The organism is Siccirubricoccus soli, from assembly GCF_024178315.1.
GTDB lineage: Bacteria > Pseudomonadota > Alphaproteobacteria > Acetobacterales > Acetobacteraceae > Siccirubricoccus > Siccirubricoccus soli.
This window is the reverse complement of sequence record NZ_JAMZIK010000030.1, coordinates 1-20,620: the sequence shown is the minus strand read 5'-3', so window position 1 is coordinate 20,620 and position 20,620 is coordinate 1. Positions and strand designations below refer to the sequence as shown.

Genomic DNA, 20,620 nt, shown 5'->3' with positions numbered 1-20,620 from the left:
TTCACGCCTTCGGGCGGTGCCGCCCTACGGCGATCTGCTCTAGAGCCATCTCCGATCAGGTGGAATCACCTGACCGGAGATAAGCTGGTCGAGGGCAGGGGCCCCGGACTCGGCCCGGCCTCCGGGGACAGGTCCGGTCGCCGGCGGAGTTGGCGGCGCCGCCGCCAAGGGGGGGCGGCGGTCCCATCCTTCCCTCACTCCCCCGTTCCCGGCCGCACCGCCCGCAGCGGGATGGCCATCTCGCAGCGCAGCCCCTCGCGCTCCCAGGCCCGTTGGATGCTGCCGCCGAGCTGTCCCACCACCGTCGCCTGCACCACCCGCGTGCCGAAGCCGCGCCGCGCCGGCTCCCCTTCCAGCGCGGGACCGCCCCGCTCCTCCCAGCGCAGCCGCAGCACGCCGCTGGCCGTCTCCAGGCTCCAGCTCAGCGCCACCCGCCCGCCGGGCCGGGAGAGCGCCCCGTATTTCATGGCGTTGGTCGCCAGCTCATGCAGCGCCATGGAAATCGGCTGCGCCGCGGCCGGCGGCAGGGTGACCTGCGGCCCGCACAGCTCGGCCCGCGGCGGCACCGGGTCGCCCCCCGCCGGATCCCCCAGGAAGGGCACCAGCTCCGCCTCCACCAGGCTGCGGAAATCGGCGCCCAGCCAGCGGGATTCCGCCAGCAGATCATGCGCCCGGCCCAGGGCCAGCACCCGCCCCTCCACCGCCCTGGCATAGCTGGCGGCGTCCTCCTTCGGGGTCAGGCGCAGCGCCGCCTGCACCACGGCCAGGGCGTTCTTGGCGCGGTGGTCCAGCTCCCGCGCCAGCAGCGCCTGGCGCTCGGCCGCGGTGCGCCTGGCGGTGACGTCCTGGGCCACGCCGGCGATGCGCAGCACTGTACCGCTCCCTGCCTCCCGCTCCACCACCGCCCCGTGGGACGCGACCCAGAGCCACCCGCCCCCCGGCGCCGCCACGCGGAATTCCAGCGCGAAGCCCGGCTGCTCCCCGGCCAGGGTGGCGCGGATCTCGGCCTCCGCCGCCGGCCGGTCCTCCGGGTGGATCGGCGCCAGCCAGGTCTCCAGCCCGATATTGCTTTCCGGCAGGTAAGGCAGGCGGGAGGTCAGCTCCCCCTGGCGGGAGCCGAGGCCGCGCCGGACGTCGAATTCCCAGGTGCTGAGGCGCGCCGCCTCGATCGCCACGCGCAGCCGCAGCTCGCCCGCCTGCAGCGCCGCATGGGCGCGCACCAGGGCCTGGCGCAGCTCGGCGAATTCCCGGATGCCGCCGGACGGGGCCGGGGCGGTGGTCAGCGCATCCGGCCGCCCGGCCGCCGCCGCATTCGCCTCCCGCCGCAGCGCCGCGATGGGGCGGAGGATGCCGATGCCGAGCCGCCAGGCGGCGAGCGTGCCGAGCAGCATGGCGACCAGGGCGCCGCTCGCCAGCCAGAGCGCCGGGCCGCGCCAGAACTCCTGCAGCGCCTCGGCCGGTTCCCCCACCACCAGCACCCAGCCCGGGGCCTGCTGCAGGTGGCGGAAGCCGAACACCGTCTCCGCTCCCGCCGCATTGGGGCCGCGCAGCAGCCCTTCCGCCTGCCCCGCCGTCCCGGCGAAGAAGGGTGGCATGGGGCGACCGATGAACCGCTCCGCCTCGGCGGAGCGGGCGACCATCCGGCCGGTGGCGTCGGCCAGGGCGGCGCTGCCCCCGGGGGTGGAGATGAGCCGGGCGAGCAGGGCGGAGAGCCGGTCCGGGGTGAGGATGATGAGGACGACGCGCACCACGCGCCCCTCCGCCCGGACCGGGGCGGCGATGGCAATGCGGTACTGCCCGCTGGCCCGGCCGGTGAAGAGGTTGGAGACGCCCGTCTCGCCGCGCTCCACAGCCAGGTCGATGAGCCGGCCGACCTCGTCGCCTGGGGTGCTGGGCAGCGGGCTGCCCGGTGGCAGGCGGGTGTTCAGCAATTGCTGCCTTGTGCCGGAGGTGTCGTGCAGCGAGACATTGACGGCGCCGGCATCGACGGCGAATTGCTTGGCCCAGCCATGCAGCGCCATGAGCGTCGCCGCATCCCCCTCCCGCATCGCCGGCAGGGCGGCCATGCCGCGGGCCACCACCACCAGCCTTTCGATGTCGCGGTCGAGCGCGAGGGCCAGGGCGGTGGTTGTTGCCTGCAATCGTCCGGTGAATTCCTGCTGCGACGCGCGGATGGAGTGCCAAGCGGCGACGGCGCCGAGGCCGACCGCCGGCACCAGCAGCAGCAGGCCGAAGGCCAGCAGGTGGCCGGCCAGGCTGCCGCCGGGCGCCACCTGCCTCGCCGGCCGGCCCGGCCTGCTGCCTGGCCGGTTCTCCGCATCCTCGCCGTGCAGCGTGGCGCCCGACTCCATTCCCCGCCCCGGCCGTATTCCCCGACCTTATGCCATGGCGTGATACCGGGCGGGCAAGCCCGGTGCGCCGCCGAGGCGCGCGAGGGCGGCGACAGGCTTGCGGCAACGCCGGCCTGTGCGATCCTGCCGGCAATCACCGGGAGGAGCCAGGATGCAACGCCGAACGCTGTTCGCCACGCCGCTGCTTGCCGCGCCGCTGCTGCGCGGGCGTCCCGCCGCGGCGCAGGGCTGGCCGGACCGGCCGATCACCATGGTGGTGCCCTTCGCCCCGGGTGGCAGCCCGGACATCGCCGCCCGCATCCTGGCGCCCAGGATGAGCGAGTTGCTGGGCCAGCCGGTGGCGGTGGAGAACCGCAGCGGCGCGGGCTCCACCATCGGCACCCGCAGCGTCATCCAGGCGCGGCCGGACGGCAACACGGTGCTGATGGGCAGCATCAGCATCATGATGGCGCCGCTGGCCATGGACCCGGTGCCCTTCGACACCGCGGCGAGCCTGCGCGCCATCTCCCTGCTGGCGACCGTTCCCTACATCCTGGTGGTGCGGGCGGATGCGCCGCCCCGGGATCTGGCGGGATTCCATGAATGGGCACGGGCCAATGGGGGGAAGCTCAATTACGGCTCCTCCGGCACCGGCACGCCGCTGCATATGGGCGGCGTGCTCTACTCGCTGATGATGGGGGTGGAGCTGACGCATGTGGCCTATCGCGGCACCGGCCCGGCCATGGCGGATCTGCTGGCCGGGCAGGTGCAGATGGTGTTCGGCGATCTGCCGGGGGTGATGCCGCATATCCGGTCCGGCGCCGTGCGGCCGCTGGCCTCGCTGGTGAAGCGGGAAGTGCCGGAGTTGCCCGGGGTGCCGCCGATGTCCGGCAGTGACCCGCGTCTGGCGGAGTACGAGGTCTATACCTGGACCCTGCTCTCTGGCCCCAAGGCGACGCCGGACCTGCCGGTGCAGAAGCTGCATGCGGCGATGGTGACGGCGGCGCGGGAGCCGGGGCTGGCGGCGCGGCTGGCCGAGATGGGCTTTGTGCCCGTCCTGAACAGCCCGCCGGAGGCGGATGCCTTCCTCGCCGCCGAGCAGGCGAAATGGGGCGACATCATCCGTCGGGCTGGGGTCCGGGCGGAGCTGTAGCCCCCCGGGCAGCGGCTTCGCATGGCAGGTGCCCCCATGGCGTCCGCGGTGATGGCTTGCGCCGGGCCGAGCGAAAAAATCCTCGGCGCCTGTCACGTCCGGCCGGGCTGCCTCGTCCTCAGGGCAAGCGGCAAGCCTGCCGCCGGAACCGAAGGACGAATGCCATGACCCCGCGTCTCGACTATTTCAACGCCGCGCCCCAGGTGATGCAGGCGATGGTGAAGCTGGAACAGGCGGTGGCCAATTCCGGCCTGGAGCGGAGCCTCATCGAGCTGGTGAAGACCCGCGCCTCGCAGATCAATGGCTGCGCCTTCTGCATCGACATGCACACGAAGGATGCGATGACGCATGGCGAGACGGCGGCGCGGCTCTTCCTGCTGGATGCCTGGCACGAGGCGCCGCACTACACCGAGCGGGAGCGCGCCGCGCTGGCCTGGACCGAGGCGCTGACGCTGGTGGCGCAGACCCATGCGCCGGACGCGGCCTATGAGGGGCTGCTGCCGCATTTCTCGGCGGAGGAGATCGTGAAGCTTTCGCTGCTGATTGCCACCATCAATGCCTGGAACCGGCTGGCCATCGGCTTCCGCGCCTCGCCGCCGCTGCCGAAGGCGGCCTGAGCATGCAACGGTCCGATGCCGTCGCGGACTACCTGCCGCTGCGGCGCGAGCTAGTCGGGCTCGCTTACCGCATGACGGGGTCCTATGCGACGGCGGAGGACATCGCGCAGGAGGCCTTCCTGCGCTGGCAGGCGGCCGACCGTACGGCGATCGAGGTGCCGCGCGCCTGGCTGCTGAAGGCGACGGCCCGGCTGAGCCTGGACCACCTGAAATCCGCCCGCCATCGGCGGGAGGAGTATGTGGGCCCCTGGCTGCCGGAGCCGGTGCCGGACGATTCGGAGGCGCCGCAGCTCGCCGCCGCGGCGCGCGCGCAGGACCTTTCCGTGGCCTTCCTGCTGACCCTGCAGCGGCTGAGCCCGGCCGAGCGCGCCGTCTTCATCCTGCACGATCTGTTCGAGACGCCCTTCGCCGAGATCGCCCGACTGCTGCACCGGACCGAGGCGGGCTGCCGCAAGCTGGCGGAGCGGGCGCGGGCGCATCTGGCGGAGAGCACGCCGCGCCATTCGGTGCCGGAGGCGGAGGCGCGGCGGATCAGCGAGGCCTTCCTGGCGGCCATGCAGGATGGCGACGAGGCGGCGCTGGCCTCGCTGCTGGCGAAGGACGTGGTGCTGCACACGGATGGCGGCGGCATCCGGCCGGCGGCACGGAACCTCATCCTCGGCGCGGCCAAGGTAGGGCGCTTCTTCGCCGGGCTGGCGCGGAAGCATGCGCCGGGCAAGCTGCTGCATATGGGGCGGATCAACCGGCTGCCGGGCTTCATCACGCTGGAGCCGGACGGGCTGCCGCAGAGCACGGCGCTGGAGATCAGCGAGGGGCGGATCACGGCGATCTATATCGTGCGGAATCCGGAGAAATTGGGGGCGGTTTCGGCGGTGGTGCCGAGGGAGGCGCTGCCTCCCTCGGACTCCCACCGCCAAGGGCCGAAGGGCCCTTGGCACCCTTGAGTCGGCAGGTTGAACCGCGGGGCCTGAACTCATGGTTGCCAAAGGCCCTTCGGCCTTTGGCGAGGGGTGTTTGAGGGGAGCAGAGCTCCCCTCAATCGCGCAACGCCGCCGCCGCCACCCGTTGCACCGCCGCCCGCACCACCCCCGGCCGCGGCACGTCGCGCAACGTGGTGAACCAGTGCTCCGGCGGGTTGCGCCCCGCGGCGCGATGGAAGGTGAGGGCGCGCAGCACCTCCTCCGCCGCCGGCGGCAGGCGCTCCGGGATTGCGAAGCCGTTCAGCGTGCCCCAGGCGCCCGCCCAGCAGCGCGCCACGGACCAGGGGTTGTAGCCGCCGCCGCCCAGCAGGACGAAGCGCGGCGCCATCGCCTTCAGCGCCTCCACCACCTGCCAGTGCGCGTTGTTGGAGAGGGCGAGGCGGGAGAGCGGGTCTTCCTCCAGCGCATCCGCCCCGCCTTGCAGCATGATGGCCTGGGGCCGCAGCCGCTCCGCGAGCGGCAGGATCGCCCGGTGCAGCAGCCAGAGCATCTCGCTGTCGTTGAAGCCGGGTGGCACGGGCAGGTTGCGCGCGGCACCGCCCGCCCGGTCCTCCACCCGGCCGGTCCGTGGCCAGCGCCCGTCCTCATGCACCGAGAGGGTGAAAACGCGCGGATCTTCGGCGAAGGCGAGTTCCACGCCGTCGCCATGATGCGCGTCGATATCGACATAGAGGATGTTGTCGAGCCCGGCCTCCAGCCATTCCAGCAGGCCGAGCGCCGCGTCATTGACGAAGCAGAAGCCGCTGGCGCGGTCCCGCATGCCGTGATGCAGCCCGCCGCCGGGGGCATGGGCCTGGCCGCCCTGCGCCGTCAGCCGCGCCGCCAGCATGGTGCCGCCGGCCGAAGTGGCGGGGCGGGAGAAGACCTCCCGGTAGATCGGGTTGCCATGGGCGCCGAGATGGTGGCGGGCGCGCTCCTCCGGGCTCACCTGCTGCGTCGCCTCGGCGCGCTGCAGGGCGGCGACGTAGTCCGGCGTGTGGAAACGGGTGAGCTGCTCGGGCGTGGCGCGCGGCGCCTCGATCCAGCCGCCCTCCGGCAGCCAGCCCAGCGCCGCGATCAGGTCCAGCGCGGTGGAGACGCGGGGGATGGCCAGCGGATGCTTCGGCCCGTAGGAGGAGTGGCGGTAGATCTCCGAGCCGATGAGGAACGGGGGCATGCGGCGGATATGCCACCGCCCCCGCCGGCCGCAAGGCGCCAGGGCAGATCGCCGCAGGGCGGCAGCGCCCGGAGGCGTGAATCTGCCCTGCAACCATGACCGCAGATCGCCGCAGGGCGGCAGCGCCCGGAGGCGGGAATTTGCTCTGCCGCCGTCAGCGCAGGGCGGCGCGGTAGCGCTCCAGCATCTGCACGCCCTCCGGCCCCGCCCGCTGGGCCCATTCGGCGGTCAACGTCTCCCCGATGCTTCGCAGCTCGCCCATCATCTGGTCGGAGGGTGTCGGGAGCTGCATACCCTGGCTGCGCAGCCGCTCGGACTGGGTGATCTCCGCCTGCTTCGCCATCTCCTTCCCCCGCTCCGCCGCAGCGGTGGCGGCGGCGAGGATGGCGTTGCGCGTGGTTGGGTCCAGCGCCATCAGCGCGCGGGTATTGGCGAAGACGGCGTTGCGTGTGCGCATGCCGCCGACATTGTACCAGTAGCGGGTGAAGTCCCAGGCGGTGGTGGAGACGCCGCTCTGCGCCGAGGTGAACATGGTGTTGATCACATTGGTGGCGAAGGCCTGGCTGACCTCGGCCAGCTGCACCGTCACCGGCGTCGCGCCCATCAGCTCCGCCATCCGGGAGGTGACGTTGTTGTAGGCGCGGAAGCGGGTGCCGCGCAGCTCCGCGAGGCTCTGGATCGGGGTGCGGGAGTAGAAGCCCTGGGCGTCCCAATGCACCATGTAGAGCAGGGTCAGGCCCTGGCGCTCCAGCCGGGTGCGGATATAGGGCTCGGTGGCGGTGTTCAGCGCCTCGGCCTGCGGCCAGGTCCAGGCGAGGAAGGGGACGCCATCCACCTCGAAGAACGGATCTTCGTTGGCATAGGCGGAGAGCAGGATCTCCCCGAGCTGCACCTGCGCGGTCTGCGCGCCCCGCTTGATCTGCCCCATGGGCAGCAGGGTGGCGTTGCTGTGGAGCTGGATGACGAGGCCGCCATTCGTCGCCTTCTCGATATCGGCGATGAACTGGCGGATGTTGATGGTGTGGAAATTCTCGGCATAGGGCGTGGCCATCACCCAGCGGGTCTGCGCCGCCGCCGGCAGGGCGGTGCAGGCAAGGGCGAGGGCGAGCAGCAAGCGCAACAGCATAGCGTGGAGTCTCCCCGGGCTCTTTTCGGCCGTGGTAGCGCCTTCCCTGGAGGGGAGCGTTTCACGCCCGGACCGGGGCTGCAAGGCTTGCTTGCGGTGGCGCGGGCCGGCCATGCTCGGCGCCGAGGAGGCCGCCATGCCCGATGCCAGCCCCAGCCCCGCCCGCCTCGTCATCCGCCAGCCGGAGGAGGCGCCGAGCTACTGGCAGCCTGTGCCGGCCAATGGCTTCGTCCGCTGCCTGCTGGACCAGGCGAGCACCGGCAGCGAGACGCCCTTCGCCATGGGCACCCAGACCGTCGCCCCCGGCTGCCATGTGCGGGAACACCTGCACGACGCGAATGAGGAGGTGATCTTCGTGCTGGAGGGGGAGGGCGAGGCGCATATCGAGGGCGCGGTGCACCCGATGAAGCCGGGCGGCATCTTCTTCTTCCCGCGCAGCCGGGCGCACAGCTTCCACAATACGGGCGCGGGGCCGCTGACCTTCTGCTGGGTCATCATGCCGGGCGGGCTGGAGACCTTCTTCGCGCGCATCGGGCGGGAGCGCCGGCCCGGCGAGCCGGCGCCTTCGCCCTTCCCGCGGCCGGAGAATGTGCGGCAGATCGAGGCGGAGACGGTGTTCGGGACCCTGCCTCGGTGACGAGGGGGACGCCGTCCCCCTCGTGCTCCCCTGCCAAAGGCCGAAGGGCCTTTGGAAACCGTGAGTTTCAGACCCGACGGTTGAACCTGCCAACTCAAGGGTTCAAAGGGCCCTTCGGCCCTTTGCGGGCGGGAGCTTGAGGGAGGGCAGAGCCCTCCCTCAATACCCCGGCTGAGACGGCACCCTGACCTCCAACCCGTCCAGCTCCGCTCTCAAGGGCACCTGGCAGCACAGCCGCATCCCCTCCGGCACCTCACCCAGCGCGTCCTCGATCATGTCCCGCTCATCCTCGCCGGGCGGCCCCACGCGGTCCCGCCACTCCGGCGCCACCACCACCATGCAGGTGGCGCAGGCGAGTTGCCCGCCGCATTCCGCCGGCAGGCCCGGCACATCCTCCCGCACCGCCAGGTGCATCAGCGTCGCCTCGCCCGCCGAGACCACTTCCCGCCGCTCGCCCTCCGGCGTCACGAACGCCACCCGCACCATGCGCTACTCCGGTTTCAGCCCCGCCAATTGGACCGCACGGCGGGAAAGGATGCGCTCCGACTCGATCACCCGGTTGAAGCCTTCCGGCGTCTGCTCCTCGGGCTTGGCGATCAGGTTGCCGATCGCCTCGATCCGCTGGCGCAGGGCCGGGTCCGCCAGCGCCGCGCTGAAGGCTGCCTGGATCTTCGCGATCGGCCCCGCCGGCGTCCCGGCCGGGGCCAATAGCCCGATGAAGGAGGTGAGACCACCATTCTCCAGCCCCACCTCGGCAAAGGACGCCACCTCCGGCAGGCTCGCCAGCCGCTCCGGCAGCCCGATGCCGATCATCTTCAGGGCGCCGTCCCGGTGCTGCGGCAGGGCGGTGGTGATCTGGTCCATGGAGGAGGCCAGCGCGCCGCTCAACATGTCCGGCGTCGCGGCGCCGCTGGAGCGGTAGGGGACGTGCAGCAGCCCGGCGCCGGTCGCGGCGTTCAGCAGCTCGATCAGCAGATGGTTGGTGGTGCCGGTGCCGGCCGAGGCGCAGGCCACCTGGCCCGGCCGCGCCTTGGCATAGGCGACGAAGTCCGGCAGCGTCTGCGCCGGGAAGCGCGGCGCCACCACCAGCACGTTCGGCGTGCGGAAGCCGAGGCCGATGGGCGCGAAATCGCGCGCGGGGTCGAAGGGCAGCCGCGCCATCAGCAGCGGGTTGTTCACCAGCGCGCCGTTGGAGCCGACCAGGATGGAATAGCCGTCCGGCGCCGCGCGGGCGACGTTCTCCGTGCCGAGATTGCCGCCGGCGCCCGGCCGGTTCTCCACCACCACCGGCTGGCCCAGGCGCTGCGACATGCTGGGGGAGACGATGCGGATCAGCGTATCGAGGTTGCCGCCGGCGCCGAAGGGGACGACGAGGCGGATCGGCCGCTCCGGCCAGGCGGACTGGGCGAGGGCGGGGCGGGCCAGGCGCTGGGCAAGCGGCGTCAGCATCAGCGCGGCGAGGCCGCGGCGGGCGATCTGCATGGTTCCTCCGGAATTCTGTTGATGCTTGCCGCCAGCCTGCGGCGGCACGCCCCGGCTTTCAAGCCCGGGCCGGGCGGTGCAGTCTGCGCCGCGAGAGATGGAGAAACGCCCAATGCCCTACGCGCCCTTCGACCTGACCGGCAAGGTGGCCCTCGTCACCGGCGGCAATGGCGGCATCGGCCTCGGCATGGCGGAGGCCATGGCGCAGGCGGGCGCCGACATCGCCATCTGGGGCACCAATGCGGCGAAGAACGCCGCCGCCAAGGCGCGGCTGGAGACGACCGGCCGGCGCATCCTGGCCCTGGAATGCGACGTGACGCAGGAGGCTGCGGTGGAGGCGGCCTTCGCCGAGACGCTCCGGGTGCTCGGCCGCGTCGATGGCTGCTTCGCCAATGCCGGCATCTCTGGCGGCCGCTCCGGCCCCTTCCTGGAGCGCACGCTGGAGCAATGGGAGCGGGTGCTGCAGGTGAACCTGACCGGCGCCTTCCTCACCTTCCGCGCCGCCGCGCGGCATATGAAGGAGAGGGCGGAGACGGGGGACAAGGGCGGGGTGCTGGTCGGCACCGCCTCGCTCGCCGCCATCGAGGGGGCGGCACGCAATGAGCATTACGGCGCCTCCAAGGGCGGCATGGTCGCCATGGTGCGGGCGCTGGCGGTGGAACTCGCCCGCTACGGCATCCGCGCCAACAGCATCCTGCCGGGCTGGATCGAGACGGAGATGACCGCGCGCGCCGTCGCCGACCCGAAATTCGCCAGCAACGTCCTGCCGCGCGTGCCGATGCGGCGCTGGGGCACCGGGGCGGATTTCGGCGGCATCGCCATGTACCTGATGAGCAGCGCCAGCGCCTTCCATACGGGCGACACGCTGGTGATCGATGGCGGCTACGCGCTGTACTGAAGCCGGCGCGCAGCCGCGTCCCGGGCGGCTGGCCGAAGGCGCCGCGAGGCGCCTGCGGCACGGTCGGAGGCGGTTGTTCGCGACGGATATCGGGCGGTTCTCCGGTCAAGGATGCCGCAAGGCGGCATCGCCCCTCGCGCGGCTTCGCCCTTGACCTGAACGCAGCCTCCTGGCCCGGGGTCGAGCGCGGGCATAAGCCCGCCTCGGTCAACCAGGACGTCCGGCGCCCTACTGCGCCGGCCGCAGCTCCAGGCTGCGGTCCCAGAGATTGGGCACCATCCTGTTGGTGTAGCCGGAGATGAAGCGCTTCTGCGTCCCCGTCGCGGGGTCGTAGGTATGGCGCAGGATGGCGCCGATATTGCCGCCATAGCAGTGGATGCTGATGCTGGCGCGGTCGGCATAGGCATTCTCCACCACATGCAGGTCGCCGAGCTGCGGGCTGACCGCCGCCACCTGGCCGGGGGTCAGAACCTCCTTCTCCCCCGCCTGCATGGGGCTGCCGGGCAGGTAGGGGGTGGAGATCTCGGAGCCGCGCAGCATGCCGACCAGGCCCCAGACCAGGTGGTCATGCAGCGGCGTCTTCTGCCCCGGACCCCAGACGAAGCTGACGACGCAGAACCGCTCCAGCGGATCGCAATGCAGCAGGTATTGGCGGTAGCTGGGGCCGGGGATGGCGTAGTCCTCCGGCAGCCAGTCATCCTCCGCCACCAGCCGGCCGAGCAGCGCCCCGCCTTCCGCCACCCAGCGCTCCTCGGCCGCCTCGGCCTCGGCCAGCCGGGTCATGCCCCGCACGAAATCCCTGAGCTTCGCCACGCCGGCCATGCGCCTGCCTCCCTCCGTCGCTCGTTCCGGCGCGAACCATGCCACGCTTCCGCCGTTGGCGCATTGCGGAGGCTCAAATGGACCCGGAAACCCTGCTGCTGCCGGATGACGGCGTGGTGCCGAACAACCCCCGCCTGCCCGCCCTGCTCTGGCGCGCCGCCCTGCCGCCCGGGGAGCCGGAGGCGGCCGAAGCGTGCTTCGCCGCCCATGGCTGGCCGCCCGCCTGGCGCAACGGCATCCATCCCTACCACCACTACCACCCGAATGCGCATGAGGCGCTGGCGATCGCCCGGGGCCGGGTGCGGGTGCAGCTGGGCGGGGAGCAGGGACAGGTGCTGGAGCTACAGGCCGGCGACGTGGTGGCGCTGCCGGCCGGGGTCGGCCACCGCAACCTCGGCGCCAGCGACGACCTGCTGGTGGTTGGCGCCTATCCGGCGGGGCAGGAGCCGGAGGAGTACCACGCCGAGAAGCGGCTGCATGATGCGGCCATCGCCGCCATCACCGCCACCCCGGACCCGCCTTGCGAGCCGCTGACCGGGAAGTCTTGGCCGGATCTGGAGGGGTAGGGCGCGACCGGTTGAACCCGGATCGAGCCGCGCCGTGACTAAAGCGACCAAACCGGAGGCCGGAGCGGGCTAGGCAAGCAACGCCCGACCGCCCCCCTGTAGTAGGTGGCCGGACCCGCCAGGGACGGCGCCGTCCTGGCACGCCGCAACCTCGACGCCAAGCACCCCCGGGCGGGCCAGCTGGCGGAACGGGGCAGGGGCAGCCTAGCCAAGCGGGCAGCCAAGCTGGCTTGGCCGGCCCCACTTCGCGCCGCCCTCAATCGTCCGGGGCCGCGTGGCCTCGGAGAGGATCACTTCAGGTTCTCGCTCACCTGCTTCAGCGTGGCGATGACGCTGGCGCGGATGCCGAGCGGGACGAAGGGGTTCTCGTCCAGATCCTTCACCAGCGGGTCGGAGGTGACGAATTTCACGTAATTCGTGGCGATCGCCTTGGCCTCCTGGCCCAGCTTCTGCTGCGCCGCTGCATCGCCGGCCTTCGAAGCCTCGTTGAGCTTCACCGCCAGCGCCAGGTCGAAGGCGTCGGTCACCGACTTGACCTTGGCCAGATAGGCCTTCTCGATCTCGGCGACGATCTCCTGGCCCTGATAGGTCTTCAGAAGCTCGGCCTTCAGCTTGTCGATCTCGCCCTGGATGTTGGTGCGGGCGGTGATCCAGGCCCGGGCGGATTGGACATGCTTCGCCTTCACCTCCTCGCTCGCCGGCGGCGCGCTGGAGGAGGTCGTTGGCTCTTCCTCCGCCTCCGCCTCCGTCCCGGTCTCCTCGGAGTCCGGGGAGGGCGGGGGCGTGGTGCCGAGGTTCGGCCCGGGCGGTGGCGGCGGGGCGGGCGGGATGGTGCCGGGCTGGGCGCCGGAGGGCGGCGGCGGCGCGCCGGCCTCGCCCTCCTCCATGTCGGCATCCGAGGTGCCGTCCTCGAAATTGATGACGACCTTGGTGTAGCCGGTGCCCTTCAGCGTCTTCTTCAGCTTCTTGGCCATGCCGGTGACGTTCTTGTTCAGCGTGAACGTCACGAGCTTCGGGTCGATATCGGTATCGACGACGGCGGTGCCCCAGCGAAGGTTGAAGTTCTTCGGGTTCTCCTTGTCGAGCATGGCGCTGACCGCTTTCGGCGCCTTCACCTTGTCCAGCAGGATGAAGGCCATGCTGGCATCCGCGGAATTGCCCGCGACGGCGCAGTTCATCGGTTCCTTCTTCGACAGCCGGAGCAGTTGCTTCAGCTTGTCGATATCCATGCCGATATTCGGTCCAGCCATGCCCGTATCCCTCCGGCCGCCGGCGCCCCGTCCCGGGCGCCCCTGCCATGTTCCGGCCCCGCATTGTGCCGTGGCAGTGTCATGGTGCCAACGATATTCAACTTAGCCGCAAGATGTTAGCCTTTCCGGAACGGCCGGGATCGGCGGCGATGGGGGGCGTGGCGGGTAATGGCGATGGAATATGCGGTGAATTTCGGCAGCCTGAACAGGGCGCCGCGGGCCACCGGGCCGGTGCAGAAGTTCCGCCTGGCGGTCTTCGGCGATTTTTCAGGCCGCGCCAATGCCGGGCTGCTGGAGACCGGGGCGAAGCTCGCCGCCCGCAAGCCCATCAAGGTGGATGTCGATAATCTCGACGATGTGATGGCGCGGATGAAGCTGAAGCTCTCCCTGCCCATCGGGCCGGAGGGCGGGGCGGTGGCGCTCGACTTCGCCGAGATCGAGGATTTCCACCCCGACCAGCTCTTCGACAAGGTCGAGGTCTTCGACGCCCTCTCCGACCTGCGCAAGCGGCTGATGAACCGGGCGAGCTTCGACCGCGCGGCGAAGGAGGTGCTGGCCTGGGGCGGGGAGGGGCCCCTGCCGCCGCCGCCCCGGGTGAAATCCCAGGCCACCGCCATCGCCACCGACCGGAAGCTGGATGATTTCGCCCGGCTGACCGGGGGCAAACGCCTGGCGCCGGCGGCCGAGGCCTCGGTGGAGGACTGGATCCGCCGCCTCGTCGGCAGCCATATTGTCCCAGGCAGGGACAGTCGGCAGGACCAGCTTGTCGCGCGGGTGGACCAGGCGCTCTCCGCCGCCATGCGCAGCCTCCTGCACCATCCGGATTTCCAGGCGCTGGAGGCCACCTGGCGCAGCATCGACTTCCTGGTCCGCCGCATCGAGACCAGCCACAGGATGGAGATCGTCCTCTACGACATCTCCGCCGAGGAACTCGCCGCCGACCTCGCCGCCTCCGACAAGCTCGAGGAGAGCGGGCTCTACGGGCTGATGGTCGAGGCCCCGGCGTTGGATGCGCATCAGGGGCCGCTCTCCGCCATCATCGGCCTCTACGGCTTCGAGCTGGCGCCGCCGCATGCCGAGCTGCTGGGCCGGCTGGCGCGGCTCTGCGCCGCGGCCAACTGCCCCTTCCTGGCGCAGATTGGCGCCGACAGCTTCGGCATGCCCTTCGCCGAGCAGCACCCGCTCATCAAGGAGGCCTGGGGCGCGCTGCAGGCGGCGCCGGAGGCGGCCTATATCGGCCTCGCGGCGCCGCGCTTCCTGCTGCGCATGCCCTACGGGAAGAAGTCGGAGCCGATCGACAGCTTCGCCTTCGAGGAATTCACCCGCCAGGGCGGGCTCGGCACCATGCTCTGGGGCAATCCGGCGGTGATGGTCGGCTTCCTGCTGGCGGAGACCTGGCTGCGCAGCGGTGCCAAGCTGAAGCTCGGCAGCGTCATGTCGGCCAATGACATGCCCTATTTCCTCTACACCGACCCGGAGGGCGACCAGGTGCCGCTGCCCTGCACGGAGCGGCACTGGAGCGAGCGGCAGGCGGTGGGCGTCGCCAGCTACAAGGTGATGCCGCTGGTCAGCCTGCGCGGCCGGCCGGAGGTGCGGCTGGCGAGCTTCAACGCCCTGGCCGGCCGGCCCATCGCCGGCTTCTGGGCGCCGGTCGCGGAGCGGAGCCCGGCCAGCGGCGGCACGGCGCCGGCGCCGGAGCCCGCGCCGGCGGCCGCGGCGGAGTCCGCCCCGGCGCTGGAGCCCGCCGCCCCTGCCGCCCCGCCGGCCGAGGAGGATCTGGACGCGCTGCTGGCCAGCCTGGATGCGGCACCGCCCGCGCCCGCCCCGGAGCCTGCGGCGGCCGTCGAAGCCGAACCGGCGCCTGCCGCGGCGCCGGAGGACGATCTGGATGCGTTGCTGGCCAGCCTCAGCGCCCCGCCGGCACCCCCGCCGCCCGCGGAGTCCGATGCGACGGAGCCGGATCTGGACGCGCTGCTGGCGTCGCTGAAGTAGGGGGAGGGGCCGGCCCGCTGGCAGCCCCGCCGGGAGGCGCCGCCTCCCGGTCGCCGGCGTCGCCCGGGGCCTGCCGGAATTCCGGCCGGCCCCGGGCCAGGGCTCAGGCGAAGAGCAGGTCCGCGGCGGTGACCTCCGGCGCGCCCTGCAGGTGGATCACATGGCTCGGCCCCATCGGGACCGTGCCCGGCGCCTGCAACTGCAGCGGCACCCAGAGCTCCAGCAGCGTCTCCCCGCCGGCCTGGGTCGTCCGGAGCTGGATGTGGGTGGCGTCGGTGAAGGCGGCGTCCGGCCCCAGCACATCGACGGCCACGCCCGGCAGCACCGTGGCCAGGGCGGTGAAGTCGATCTTGTCCACGCCATGGGTGAAATCCGTGACGACGTCATCCCGGATGTCCAGCACCGGCAGCCTCGGCCGCCCGTCCAGCTTGCCGAAGACGAAGCGGTCGGCGCCGTCGCCGCCCGCCAGCCTGTCCTGGCCGACGCCGCCCTCCAGCACGTCCTGGCCCGCGCCGCCGGAGAGCAGGTCGTCGCCGCCGCCGCCGAGGAGGGTGTCGTTGCCGCCCTCGCCGGAAAGCCGGTCGCCGAGATCGGCATCCCGCGCATAGCCCTCGCGATAGGCATCGCGGTAGGGATCGAGCGGGGTCAGCACGCCCCAGCCATGGATCAGGTCGTCGCCGTTCGCGCCTGCCACGCTATCGGCCCCGTAGCCGGACCAGACGAGGTCGTTGCCGGGTCCGGCATGGATCACATTGCCCAGGATGGTCGGCGAAATGTAGGGCTCGCCGGAGATCCAGGGATGCGGCCCGTCCGGGCCGTCGCCGAGGATGGTGTCGTCCCCGGCCCCGGCGCGGATGTCTTCCGCCTGGGCGGAGCCGTGGATGAGGTCGGCAAGGCTTCCACCGAGGATGGGGCGCAGCGGCATAATATTCCTTTAGGTTTGGTATTTAGTAGGCAAAACCAACCTATAGATGACGGTCCGCTGGCGCATTGCACGAAGTCGAGAGTCTAGTTGCTGGAAAGGAAACCGATCCGAATAGGCTCCGCCTGCGCCACCAAGGCCGCGGCAGGATGCCGGTATCCCGTCGGAGGTGAGATGTGCGGACCGGATGCCGCCCCACTGTCGCGGGGCGGCGGAAGGAGAGAGCCCGCGTGAAGGCCGGGCCGTCTAGAGCGGATCGCCGTAGGGCGGCATCGCCCGAAGGCGTGAATCTGCCCTGCGAATAAAGGTGGAACGTTTTCGGTGAACGCATGTGGACCGAAAACGCTCCAGGGGCGGTGGCTGGGCCGCCTCACCGGCCGCGCCATGCACGGCCCGGCCAAGTAGCCTCAGCCCGCCGCCCGGGAGGTCACTGCGGCCAAGGCCGGGATTGCGCCGGCGGCGGCGCCGGACGTCCCCAGGCGGCACCGGGGGGCGGGGCTCAGCCGATCAGCTTGCCCTCGCGCCCCGCCAGGTCCTGGATGAACTGCCAGGCGACGCGTCCGGAGCGGCCGCCGCGGGTCACCGACCACTCATTCGCCTGCCGCCGGATCTCCTCCGCCGGCAGGGCGATGCCGAGCGCCGCGGCATAGCCCTCGACCATGGCGAAATAGGTCGGCTGATCGCAATTGTGGAAGCCGATCCAGAGGCCGAAGCGGTCGCTGAGGGAGACCTTCTCCTCCGTCGCCTCGCTCGGGTTGATCGCCGTGCTGCGCTCATTCTCGATCATGTCGCGCGGCATCAGGTGGCGGCGGTTGGAGGTCGCGTAGAACAGCACGTTGGGCGGCCGGCCCTCGATGCCGCCATCCAGCACGCTCTTCAGCGCCTTGTAGTCCTGGTCCTCCTTCTCGAAGGACAGGTCGTCGCAGAACACCAGGCAGCGGCGGGGCTGGGCGCGCAGGGCGTTCAGCAGCTCCGGCAGGGTGCGGATGTCCTCGCGGTGGATCTCGATCAGCGCCAGGCTGCCGGGGTGCTGTTCGTTGGCCGCGGCATGCGCGGCCTTGACCAGGGAGGACTTGCCCATCCCCCGGGCGCCCCAGAGCATGACGTTGTTCGCCGGGAGGCCGGCGGCGAAGCGCAGCGTGTTCGCCAGCAGCAGGTCGCGCTGGCGGTCGATGCCCTGGAGCAGCGAAAGGCCGACGCGGGCGACGCGCGGTACCGGCGCCAGATGGGGCCGGGGTTCCGGATGCCAGACGAAGGCATCCGCGCCCTCCGGCACCGGCGGCGGGGGCGGGGGTGGGGCCAGGCGCTCCAGCGCCTCGGCGATGCGGGTGAGCAGGGCAATCTCGGCAGGGTTCTCGGGCATTCGGTCGCACTTGACGGGAGGGGGCCGGAAGCTAGTTTGCCCCCGCCGGTCACGGCAAGCCGGAAGCACAAGGAAATCGCCCGGGATGTTCATCTCCCCCGCTTACGCCCAGGATGCCGCTGCCGGCGGCGGCATGGCCATGGTCATGCAGATCCTGCCGCTGATCCTGATCTTCGGCGTCTTCTACTTCCTGCTGATCCGGCCGCAGCAGAAGAAGCAGAAGGAGCACCGCGCCCTGCTGAGCGCGCTGAAGCGCGGCGACCGGGTGCTGACCTCCGGCGGCATCATCGCCACCGTGACCAAGGTGAAGGACGGCGTGGACGAGGTGGAGGTGGAGATCGCCCCCAATGTCCGCGTCAGCGTGCTGCGGGCGACGATCACGGACATCTTCAAGCCCGCCGCCGCCAACGACCCGGCCAAGGGGTGATGCAGGCCCCGGCGATGCTCCGCCGGGTCCTGCTGGCGTCCCTCGCCGCCCTGCCGGCGGCGGCGCAGGAAGCGCCGCTGACCTCGCTGATCGGCGCCGACATGGTGGCGCTGGCGGCGCACCCGGCGGTGCGGGTGCTGCTGCGCAACGCCGCGCGCGGCCGGCAGCAGCATGTCTATGAAGGATTGCGCCTGCCGGGGCCGCCGATCGCCCTGGTGGGGGAGCACTGGCTCGTCGGCTGGGGACGGGAGGGGCGGCGCGGCCTCTTCCTCGCCTTCGAGACCAAGCAGGAGCAGCTCGTGCTCTTCCTGCTGGTGGATGGGCAGCCGGTCTATCTCTCCCCGCGCAGCACGCAGTGGCCGCCGGAGCTGGCAGCGCCCTTCGCCGATTTCAGCGAAGGGTTGCGTCCGGAGTGAGCCGATGCCGCGATGTCGCTTCCGGCGGCCGCGGGGTTCCCGGCAACGCCGGCTCCCAGGCAATGCTGCCGCTCGCCGCTCGCCGCTCGCCGCTCGCCGCATGACCAGGACCATCGCGGCCATCATGCCGGTCGGCACACGCCATCGCGGGGCGTCGCGCAGGGGCGGGGCAGGCGCCGGGCGAGGCCGTTCGGCTTCGTTCCGCGCCGAGTGCATGGCTTGGCATGCGCTTGCGATGGGTGGTTCCGGCGCTGCCGTCGCGCCATGCTGCGGTCCCGTCACGAAGGAACCGCGTCCATGAGCGAACCCAAGACCCTGCTGCAGATGGCCGGTGCGCCACAGGCGCCCGCGCGCCTGGCCGATTCCGCCCTGGTCGTCGTCGATGCCCAGGGCGAGTACCGCGAGGGCAAGCTGCCGCTGGAGGGCATCGGCCCGGCCATGCAGCGGCTGGCCGCCCTGCTGGCCGCCGCCCGTGCCGCCGGCACGCCGGTCATCCACATCGCCCATAAGGGCCGGGCCGGCAGCCTGTTCGACCGCGCGGCGGCGGGCGGCGCCATCCTGCCGGAAGCGGCGCCGGCGCCCGGGGAGGCGGTGATCGAGAAGCCGCTGCCCAACGCCTTCGCCCAGACCGGGCTGCAGGACGCGCTGGCGGCGACGGGACGGAAGGAGCTGATCCTGGCCGGCTTCCAGACGCATATGTGCATCAGCAGCACGGCCCGCGCCGCGCTCGACCTCGGCTGGCGGGTGACGGTGGCGGCGGATGCCTGCGCGACGCGCGCCCTGCCGGACCCGCTGGGCGGCCCGCCCCTCTCCGGCGCCGCGCTGCACCGCGCCGCGCTGGCGGAGCTGGCGGACCGCTTCGCCATCGTCGCGCCGGTGGGCACCATCACCGGCGCATGAAAAAGGCGCCCGGTCGCCCGGGCGCCTCTCCCATGTCCTGCGTGGCCGGTCACCTGGGCCGCGCGGCAGCCTGAGGCGGCTTCGCCGCTTCAGGCTGTGCGAGGCCTGGGACGCCAGCGCCTCCGTGGCCCCCATGGCGCCGCTTGCGCGGCGTCATGGGGCATGGATCAGGCGCTCTGGCCGGACTTCAGGCCGCCCTGCTTCAGCAGGGTCTCGACCACTTCCCAATCCACCAGCTTGTTCAGGAAATTGTCGAGGTAGTTCGGGCGGACATTGCGGAAGTCCAGGTAATAGGCGTGCTCCCACACATCCACGCCGAGGATCGGGGTGCCCTCGCCGGTGGAGATCGGGTTGGCGCCGTTCGGCGTCTTTGTCACCTTCAGCTTGCCGTCCGGGGCGATGATCAGCCAGGCCCAGCCGGAGCCGAACTGCGTCACGCCGGCCTGCTTGAAGGCCTCCTTGAACTGGGCGAGGCCGCCGAGATCCTGGTCGATCTTCGCGGCCAGCGTGCCCGGCAGCTTGTCCCCGCCGCCCTTCGGCGACATCACCTGCCAGAACAGGATGTGGTTCCAGTGCTGGCCGGCCTGGTTCAGCACCGGCAGGCCGTCCGCGCCGGCCTTGCCGGCTTCGGCGACGATGGTCTCGAGGCTCTTGCCCTGGAGGCCCTTGCTTTCGATCAGGCCGTTCAGCGCCACGACATAGGCGTTGTGGTGCTTGCCATGATGCAGCTCGAGCGTTTCCTGGCACATGCCCTGGCCGGCAAGGGCATTGGTGGAATAGGGCAGCGGCGGCAGGCTGAAGGCCATGGGCTGTCTCTCCTCGATTTGGGTGCGGACGCGCCCGGCGCGGCAGGGCCCGGGAGCCACGGCAAGAGCTAAGCGGGGTACAGGGACGCGTCAAGCAACCGCGCCGCCTGCGGCAGCGCCAGCGGCGCCGGGACGCGGCGGTGGGATGGCGATATCGCGGGATCGATGCTGTAAGGCGCCATGGCCGAGCTTTCGCCGATCGCCGAATTCGCCCGGCGGCACGACCCCGACCGATTCCTCTGCGCGCTCTTCGCGCCGCCTGCGCGGCGGGAGGCGATCTTCGCCCTGATCGGCTTCAACCATGAGCTTGCCCGGGCGCGGGAGGCGGCGCGGACGCCGCTGATCGCGCTGATGCGGCTGCAATGGTGGCGCGAGGCGGTGGAGCATGCCGCCGAGGGCCGCCCGCCGCGGCGGCATGAGGTGGCGGGGCCGCTGCATGCGGCGATCGCCGCCGGCGCCTTCGCCCCCGAGGAGCTGCTCGCCATGGCGGATGGACGGGAGGCCGAGGCAGAGGAGGGCGGGCTGCCGAGCGAGGCCGCCTTCCAGGCCTATCTGCGCGGCACGGCGGGCGGATTCGCGGTGGCGGCGGGGCGCAGCCTCGGCGCGCCGGCCGGGCTGCTGCCGGCGCTGCAGGCCGCCGGTGCGGCCTATGGCCTGGCCGGCGTGCTGCGCAGCGTGGGGGCGATGGCGGCGCAGGGGCGCTGCCTGCTGCCGGAGGAGGCGCTGGCCGCGGCCGGGCTGACGCCCGAGGCGGTGGTGGCGACGCCCGACGCCCCG

At 71.9% G+C, this 20,620-nt stretch carries 21 protein-coding genes; 11 read left to right on the top strand and 10 right to left on the bottom strand.

Features of this window, described 5'->3' with window-relative positions:
• Positions 1 to 194 precede the first annotated feature (194 nt).
• Positions 195 to 2,351: an HWE histidine kinase domain-containing protein gene (locus NJ376_RS05430; RefSeq protein WP_305879961.1), complete on the bottom strand. Its 2,157-nt coding sequence runs from the start codon at positions 2,349 to 2,351 to the stop codon at positions 195 to 197.
• 151 nt (positions 2,352 to 2,502) lie between these two features.
• On the opposite strand from NJ376_RS05430, the gene NJ376_RS05425 reads away from it, so the two are divergent.
• The 3 genes from NJ376_RS05425 (at position 2,503) to NJ376_RS05415 (ending at position 5,044) form a co-directional block, all read left to right on the top strand.
• Positions 2,503 to 3,483, top strand: a complete 981-nt coding sequence (locus NJ376_RS05425) for a Bug family tripartite tricarboxylate transporter substrate binding protein (RefSeq protein WP_252952216.1) — start codon at positions 2,503 to 2,505, stop codon at positions 3,481 to 3,483.
• Positions 3,484 to 3,647: 164 nt separating this feature from the next.
• Complete coding sequence (locus NJ376_RS05420; RefSeq protein ID WP_252952215.1) at positions 3,648 to 4,100, top strand: carboxymuconolactone decarboxylase family protein; 453 nt, start codon at positions 3,648 to 3,650, stop codon at positions 4,098 to 4,100.
• Positions 4,101 to 4,102: 2 nt separating this feature from the next.
• On the top strand, positions 4,103 to 5,044 hold the full coding sequence (locus NJ376_RS05415) for a sigma-70 family RNA polymerase sigma factor (RefSeq protein ID WP_252952214.1): 942 nt from the start codon (positions 4,103 to 4,105) through the stop codon (positions 5,042 to 5,044).
• A gap of 91 nt (positions 5,045 to 5,135) precedes the next feature.
• On the opposite strand, the gene NJ376_RS05410 is transcribed toward NJ376_RS05415, so the two are convergent.
• Both NJ376_RS05410 and NJ376_RS05405 read right to left on the bottom strand, forming a co-directional pair.
• On the bottom strand, positions 5,136 to 6,236 hold the full coding sequence (locus NJ376_RS05410) for an acetoin utilization protein AcuC (protein WP_252952213.1): 1,101 nt from the start codon (positions 6,234 to 6,236) through the stop codon (positions 5,136 to 5,138).
• A gap of 154 nt (positions 6,237 to 6,390) precedes the next feature.
• A complete protein-coding gene (locus NJ376_RS05405) occupies positions 6,391 to 7,362 on the bottom strand; it encodes a TRAP transporter substrate-binding protein (RefSeq protein ID WP_252952212.1) in 972 nt (323 codons plus the stop codon).
• A 136-nt stretch (positions 7,363 to 7,498) separates the two neighbouring features.
• Here NJ376_RS05405 and NJ376_RS05400 point away from each other — a divergent pair, with 136 nt between their 5' ends.
• On the top strand, positions 7,499 to 7,999 hold the full coding sequence (locus tag NJ376_RS05400; RefSeq protein ID WP_252952211.1) for a cupin domain-containing protein: 501 nt from the start codon (positions 7,499 to 7,501) through the stop codon (positions 7,997 to 7,999).
• Between the two features lie 159 nt (positions 8,000 to 8,158).
• Here the strand turns inward: NJ376_RS05400 and NJ376_RS05395 are convergent, their stop codons facing one another.
• Both NJ376_RS05395 and NJ376_RS05390 read right to left on the bottom strand, forming a co-directional pair.
• Positions 8,159 to 8,485, bottom strand: coding sequence for a 2Fe-2S iron-sulfur cluster-binding protein (locus NJ376_RS05395; RefSeq protein ID WP_252952210.1), 327 nt, complete (start codon positions 8,483 to 8,485; stop codon positions 8,159 to 8,161).
• Between the two features lie 3 nt (positions 8,486 to 8,488).
• On the bottom strand, positions 8,489 to 9,481 hold the full coding sequence (locus tag NJ376_RS05390; RefSeq protein WP_252952209.1) for a Bug family tripartite tricarboxylate transporter substrate binding protein: 993 nt from the start codon (positions 9,479 to 9,481) through the stop codon (positions 8,489 to 8,491).
• A 112-nt stretch (positions 9,482 to 9,593) separates the two neighbouring features.
• Here NJ376_RS05390 and NJ376_RS05385 point away from each other — a divergent pair, with 112 nt between their 5' ends.
• Entirely contained in the window at positions 9,594 to 10,379 is a 786-nt protein-coding gene (locus NJ376_RS05385) for an SDR family NAD(P)-dependent oxidoreductase (protein ID WP_252952208.1), read from the top strand.
• Positions 10,380 to 10,607: 228 nt separating this feature from the next.
• Here NJ376_RS05385 and NJ376_RS05380 read toward each other — a convergent pair whose 3' ends face one another.
• Positions 10,608 to 11,201, bottom strand: coding sequence for a cysteine dioxygenase family protein (locus NJ376_RS05380; protein WP_252952207.1), 594 nt, complete (start codon positions 11,199 to 11,201; stop codon positions 10,608 to 10,610).
• 77 nt (positions 11,202 to 11,278) lie between these two features.
• On the opposite strand from NJ376_RS05380, the gene NJ376_RS05375 reads away from it, so the two are divergent.
• Positions 11,279 to 11,767: a cupin domain-containing protein gene (locus NJ376_RS05375; protein ID WP_252952206.1), complete on the top strand. Its 489-nt coding sequence runs from the start codon at positions 11,279 to 11,281 to the stop codon at positions 11,765 to 11,767.
• A 290-nt stretch (positions 11,768 to 12,057) separates the two neighbouring features.
• On the opposite strand, the gene NJ376_RS05370 is transcribed toward NJ376_RS05375, so the two are convergent.
• A complete protein-coding gene (locus NJ376_RS05370) occupies positions 12,058 to 13,017 on the bottom strand; it encodes a hypothetical protein (protein ID WP_252952205.1) in 960 nt (319 codons plus the stop codon).
• 168 nt (positions 13,018 to 13,185) lie between these two features.
• On the opposite strand from NJ376_RS05370, the gene NJ376_RS05365 reads away from it, so the two are divergent.
• Complete coding sequence (locus tag NJ376_RS05365) at positions 13,186 to 15,009, top strand: type VI secretion system contractile sheath domain-containing protein (RefSeq protein ID WP_252952204.1); 1,824 nt, start codon at positions 13,186 to 13,188, stop codon at positions 15,007 to 15,009.
• A gap of 103 nt (positions 15,010 to 15,112) precedes the next feature.
• On the opposite strand, the gene NJ376_RS05360 is transcribed toward NJ376_RS05365, so the two are convergent.
• Together NJ376_RS05360 and NJ376_RS05355 are read right to left on the bottom strand one after the other, a co-directional pair.
• On the bottom strand, positions 15,113 to 15,934 hold the full coding sequence (locus tag NJ376_RS05360; protein ID WP_252952203.1) for a M10 family metallopeptidase C-terminal domain-containing protein: 822 nt from the start codon (positions 15,932 to 15,934) through the stop codon (positions 15,113 to 15,115).
• A 496-nt stretch (positions 15,935 to 16,430) separates the two neighbouring features.
• Entirely contained in the window at positions 16,431 to 17,294 is an 864-nt protein-coding gene (locus NJ376_RS05355; RefSeq protein WP_252952202.1) for an ATP-binding protein, read from the bottom strand.
• A gap of 85 nt (positions 17,295 to 17,379) precedes the next feature.
• Here NJ376_RS05355 and yajC point away from each other — a divergent pair, with 85 nt between their 5' ends.
• From yajC to NJ376_RS05340, 3 genes are all read left to right on the top strand, one after another.
• A complete protein-coding gene (gene yajC, locus NJ376_RS05350; protein WP_252952201.1) occupies positions 17,380 to 17,721 on the top strand; it encodes a preprotein translocase subunit YajC in 342 nt (113 codons plus the stop codon).
• 14 nt (positions 17,722 to 17,735) lie between these two features.
• Entirely contained in the window at positions 17,736 to 18,137 is a 402-nt protein-coding gene (locus tag NJ376_RS05345; RefSeq protein WP_252952200.1) for a hypothetical protein, read from the top strand.
• Between the two features lie 297 nt (positions 18,138 to 18,434).
• Positions 18,435 to 19,037: a cysteine hydrolase family protein gene (locus NJ376_RS05340; RefSeq protein ID WP_252952199.1), complete on the top strand. Its 603-nt coding sequence runs from the start codon at positions 18,435 to 18,437 to the stop codon at positions 19,035 to 19,037.
• Between the two features lie 167 nt (positions 19,038 to 19,204).
• Here NJ376_RS05340 and NJ376_RS05335 read toward each other — a convergent pair whose 3' ends face one another.
• Entirely contained in the window at positions 19,205 to 19,843 is a 639-nt protein-coding gene (locus tag NJ376_RS05335) for a superoxide dismutase (RefSeq protein WP_252952198.1), read from the bottom strand.
• Positions 19,844 to 20,023: 180 nt separating this feature from the next.
• On the opposite strand from NJ376_RS05335, the gene NJ376_RS05330 reads away from it, so the two are divergent.
• A partial coding sequence (locus NJ376_RS05330) for a squalene/phytoene synthase family protein (RefSeq protein WP_252952197.1) occupies positions 20,024 to 20,620 on the top strand: 597 nt, incomplete at its 3' end.